Raw genomic sequence first — 4,324 nt, 5'->3', positions numbered from 1 at the left:
CGCTCTTCGCGCTGTCGGGCATCGAGGGCCGGCTCTTCGCCCCCCTGGGGCAGGCCTACATCATCTCCATCCTGGCGAGCCTGCTCACCTCCATCACCCTGACCCCGGTGCTGGCCTCCCTGCTGCTGCCGGGGCTCAGGAACCTGGAGCAACACGACAGCCGCTTCCTGGCCCTGCTCAAGCGGGCCAACGCCGCCCTGCTGGGGGCCGCCTTCCGGCACAAGGGCCGGCTCGTCGGCGCCGTCGCCGTGGCGGTGGCGGCCGCGAGCGTGGCCGCCTGGAACCTGCCCCGGGCCTTCCTGCCGCCGTTCAACGAGGGCTCCTTCACGGTCAACATGACGTTCCGCCCGGGCATCTCCCTCGCCGAGAGCGACCGGGTCGGGCTCATCGCCGAGCGGCTGCTCCTCGACATCCGGGGCGTGAAGGCGGTGGGCCGCAGGACCGGCCGCGCCGAACTCGACGAGCACGCCGAGGGGGTCCACGCCTCCGAGATCGAGGTCGCCCTCGACGCGGACGCCGCGCGTCCGAAGGAGGCGCTCGTCGCCGACATCCGCGGACGCCTCGCCGCCCTGCCGGTGGCGGTGAATGTCGGCCAGCCGATCGCGCACCGGCTCGACCACATGCTCTCGGGCGTCCGCGCCGAGATCGCCCTGAAGGTGTTCGGCGACGACCTCGACGGCCTGCGCCGGGTGGCCAACGCCCTGCGCGACCGGCTGGCGGCGATTCCGGGCCTCGCCGACCTGCAGGTCGAGCGGCAGGTGCGCATTCCGCAGCTGGAGGTGCGGGTCGACTATACCCGGGCGGCCCTCTACGGGGTTCAGCCGGCCGCAATCGTCGAGCAGATCAGCCGCCTGTCGAACGGGCGGGTGGTCTCGACGATCGTGGATGGCGTGCGCCGCTTCGACGTGGTGCTGCGCCTGTCCGAGGACCGGCGGACGACCGCGGGGCTGGGCGATCTCCTCCTGGAGACACCGTCGGGCTGGGTGCCGGCGCGGCAGGTGGCCGACATCCGCGAGACGGACGGGCCGAACCAGATCCTGCGCGAGAACGCCCGCCGCCGCATCGTCGTCCAGGCCAACACCGACGGCGCAAGCGACATGGCGACCGTCGTGGCGGCCATCCGCGAGGCCGTGGCCAAGGAACCGCTGCCGCCCGGCTTCTTCACCAGCCTGGAGGGCACCTTCCAGGCGCAGGAGGAGGCGAGCCGGACCATCGCGGCGCTTTCCGCGCTGTCCCTGGCCCTGGTCTTCGCCATCCTGTTCAGCCGCTACCGCTCGGCCGCCCTCGCCCTGATCATCATGGGCAACGTCCCGCTGGCGCTCATCGGCTCGGTGGCCGCCCTCTGGCTCGTGGGCCAGCCGCTCTCGGTGGCGTCGATGATCGGCTTCATCACGCTGACCGGGATCGTCGCGCGCAACGGCATCCTGAAGATCAGCCACTACCTGAACCTGTCGCTGCACGAGGGCGTGCCGTTCGGGCCCGACCTCGCGGTGCGCGGCAGCCTGGAGCGGCTGACCCCCGTGCTGATGACGGCGCTCTCGGCGGGCGTCGCGCTGGTGCCGCTGCTCTACGATGCGGCGAGCCCCGGCAAGGAAATCCTGCACCCGGTGGCGGTGACGATCTTCGGCGGCCTCGTCAGCGCGACGCTGCTCGACACCGTCCTGACCCCCGTCCTGTTCCTGCGCTTCGGCCGCACGTCGCTGGAACGGCTGCGCGCCCTCCACGCCGAAGCCCCGGCCCACCCATCGCCGTCGGGCACGCCCCCGCGCCCGGCCGAGGCGTACTGACCCCCGAGGAGACACGCGCATGATCCGAACGAGCATGACCCTTGCCGCCGGCCTGCTGGCCGCAACCGCCGCCGACGCCCACGAGACTGCGGGCCGGCACGGCGGGCGCGTCGCCGACGCCGGCGACTTCCACGTCGAACTCGTCACCCGGGGCGAGACCGTCGACGTCTACGTGTCGGACGGCACGCAGGCGCCGGTCCCCGTCGCGGGTTTCAGGGGCACGGCCATCCTCGTGGCCGGCGGCAAGCCCGCCCGCGTGCCGCTGGAGCCGGCCGACGGCAACCGCCTGACCGGGAAGGCCCCGGCGGCGCTCGGCGACCGCCCGAAGGGCGCCGTGCAGCTCGCCGCCCCGGACGGGGCCACCGTCAGCGGCAAGTTCAACTGAACCGACCACCGAAGGGATCTCTTCCATGACCGTCGCCCGGACCCTCCTCGCCGCCGCCCTGCTGACCGCAGGCCTCGCCGGCACCGCCCGCACACAGGGCCTGCACGACCACGGTTCCATGTCCGGCCAGGGGAGGGGATCGATGAAGCCGGACCCGAAGGACGACGCCTCGACCCGGGCGTTCAAGGCCGCCGACCAGACGATGATGAGGGACATGGACGTCCCCTACACCGGCGACCCCGACGTCGACTTCCGCACGCACATGATCCCGCACCACAAGGGCGCGGTCGCCATGGCCGAGGTCGCGCTGAAATACGCCCGGGACCCCGCCACGCAGGCGATGGCCCGGAAGATCATCGCCGACCAGACCACGGAGATCGCCGACATGGAGGCGTGGCTGAAGCGGCACGGCCGGTAGTCGCCGCCGGGGCCGGGCCGCCGACAGGGGCGCCCGGCCCGCGTCCCGATTCCACCCGCGCTTGTCCAGGGGCAACCGAGGCACGCCGCCCGCAAGGCCACGCTCCACCGCATGGCCCCCTCCGAGCGCCTCTGTCCCTCCGGCCTGAAGGCCGAGGACCTGCGCGAATGCGAGGGCTTCGCGGTCGAGGACCGCAGGCTCACGGCCCGCGATGAGGCCGAACGCCTCAAGGACGAGCCCCCGGTCAAACCGACGCCCCGGACCTTCATCGACGACCTGCGGCGCCGTCTCGGCAAGGCGGCCCACGCCCGAACATGCCGACCTCCGTGCCGGCCAACGCGGTGTTCAAGGCGGTCGACCTCGAAGGGCGCGACATCGAGTGCGCCTGCGCCGGCGGGGCGAGCACGGTGCCGCCCGGCTTCGTCGCGCTGACCGAGAGCGTGATGATGGTCGCCCTGGCGGTCCGGATGCTGGCGATGCCCCCGTGAGCGGGGTCGTCGGCCTCTTCCCGCGGGGCCGGCCGCTCCCTGCGGCTCTTCAACCCGGCGATCCGGCCCCCCGGCTGAGACGCGTGGGGCATGTGGTCCGGCCCGTCGGCGCCCGCTCGCCGTGGACTGAGGCCCCTTCCGCGGGCGGCACGCCACGCTGGAGGCGCACCACCACGGGACGGTCAGCCTCCGAGCGGGCCGCGTACGCCCCTCACGTGCCGAACGGGCATCACTCGCGGGTCCATGGGCTGGCATCCATGGCCTGACACGGTCTGAGCGAACGGTGTGAAACAGCCATGTGAGCCGCACCAGCACCTTCAGCTACGGGCTTGAATGTGCTGGCGCGCCCTACGGGAATCGAACCCGTGTTTTCGCCGTGAAAGGGCGACGTCCTGGACCGCTAGACGAAGGGCGCTCTGGCTAGGCCGGGGTTCTATAGTCGGACCGGAGACGCCCGGCAACCGTTCATGCGCGGCACTGGTGCCACAGGACCCAGGTTTGACCGCGGGCCGGGTTGGGGCGATGGAGGAAAGATGCCCCAATCCCCCCCTCGCATGACCCTCGTCCTCGGCGGGGCGCGGTCCGGCAAGAGCGCCTACGCGGAGGGGTTGATCGAAGCCTGCCCCGGCCCGTGGCTGTATCTCGCCACCGCGCAGGCCTTCGACGACGAGATGGTCGCGCGCATCGCCCAGCACCGCGCCCGGCGCGCCGGGGCGTGGCGCACCCGCGACGTGCCGCTCGCCCTGCCGGAGGCGGTCGCCGCGTCCGAAGGGCCGGTCCTGGTCGATTGCCTCACGCTCTGGCTCACCAACCTGATCCTCGCCGAGGCCGATCTGGACGCTGCGACGGCGCGCCTCCTCGAAGCCTGCGCCGGCGCGCCCGGCCCGGTGGTGCTGGTCGGCAACGAGGTCGGGCTCGGGATCGTGCCCGACAACGCCCTCGCCCGCCGCTTCCGCGACGCAGCCGGCCGCCTGCACCAGCAGCTCGCCGCCCGGGCCGACCGGGTCGTGCTCACCGTGGCCGGCCTGCCGCTGGTCGTGAAGCCGCAAGCCCCCACCGCAGGAGCCTCCGCATGAGCGACGACGACGCCCGCCACCGCGCCAAGATGGAGAAGCGCAAGGCCGTCCAGGATGCCGAGGTGGCCGCCAAGACCCTCGAGAGGGGCCTGCTCCTCGTCCATACCGGTCCGGGCAAGGGCAAGAGCACGGCGGCGCTGGGGCTGATGCTGCGGGCGCTCGGCCGCGGC

6 protein-coding genes and 1 tRNA gene are annotated in these 4,324 nt (G+C 73.0%); 6 read left to right on the top strand and 1 reads right to left on the bottom strand.

Annotation, left to right across the window (positions count from 1 at the left end; all coding sequences use genetic code 11):
* The 4 genes from I53_RS23260 to I53_RS35990 all read left to right on the top strand — a co-directional run.
* Positions 1-1,787: efflux RND transporter permease subunit (locus I53_RS23260; RefSeq protein WP_043355197.1), on the top strand; the 1,787-nt coding region annotated here is incomplete at its 5' end.
* A gap of 19 nt (positions 1,788-1,806) precedes the next feature.
* Positions 1,807-2,172: a hypothetical protein gene (locus I53_RS23255; RefSeq protein ID WP_043355195.1), complete on the top strand. Its 366-nt coding sequence runs from the start codon at positions 1,807-1,809 to the stop codon at positions 2,170-2,172.
* Between the two features lie 25 nt (positions 2,173-2,197).
* Complete coding sequence (locus I53_RS23250; protein ID WP_043355193.1) at positions 2,198-2,590, top strand: DUF305 domain-containing protein; 393 nt, start codon at positions 2,198-2,200, stop codon at positions 2,588-2,590.
* A 314-nt stretch (positions 2,591-2,904) separates the two neighbouring features.
* On the top strand, positions 2,905-3,078 hold the full coding sequence (locus I53_RS35990; RefSeq protein WP_306307448.1) for a hypothetical protein: 174 nt from the start codon (positions 2,905-2,907) through the stop codon (positions 3,076-3,078).
* A gap of 339 nt (positions 3,079-3,417) precedes the next feature.
* Here I53_RS35990 and I53_RS23245 read toward each other — a convergent pair.
* Positions 3,418-3,493, bottom strand: a tRNA-Glu gene (locus I53_RS23245).
* A 118-nt stretch (positions 3,494-3,611) separates the two neighbouring features.
* On the opposite strand from I53_RS23245, the gene cobU reads away from it, so the two are divergent.
* Entirely contained in the window at positions 3,612-4,154 is a 543-nt protein-coding gene (gene cobU / locus I53_RS23240) for a bifunctional adenosylcobinamide kinase/adenosylcobinamide-phosphate guanylyltransferase (protein WP_182592913.1), read from the top strand.
* A partial coding sequence (locus I53_RS23235) for a cob(I)yrinic acid a,c-diamide adenosyltransferase (RefSeq protein ID WP_043355189.1) occupies positions 4,151-4,324 on the top strand: 174 nt, incomplete at its 3' end. The genes cobU and I53_RS23235, both read left to right, overlap by 4 nt.

Origin of the sequence: Methylobacterium sp. B1 (assembly GCF_000333255.1) — a bacterium.
Classification (GTDB): domain Bacteria; phylum Pseudomonadota; class Alphaproteobacteria; order Rhizobiales; family Beijerinckiaceae; genus Methylobacterium; species Methylobacterium fujisawaense.
Note: the sequence above shows the minus strand (reverse complement) of the source record. Positions and strands in the feature narration are given on the sequence as shown.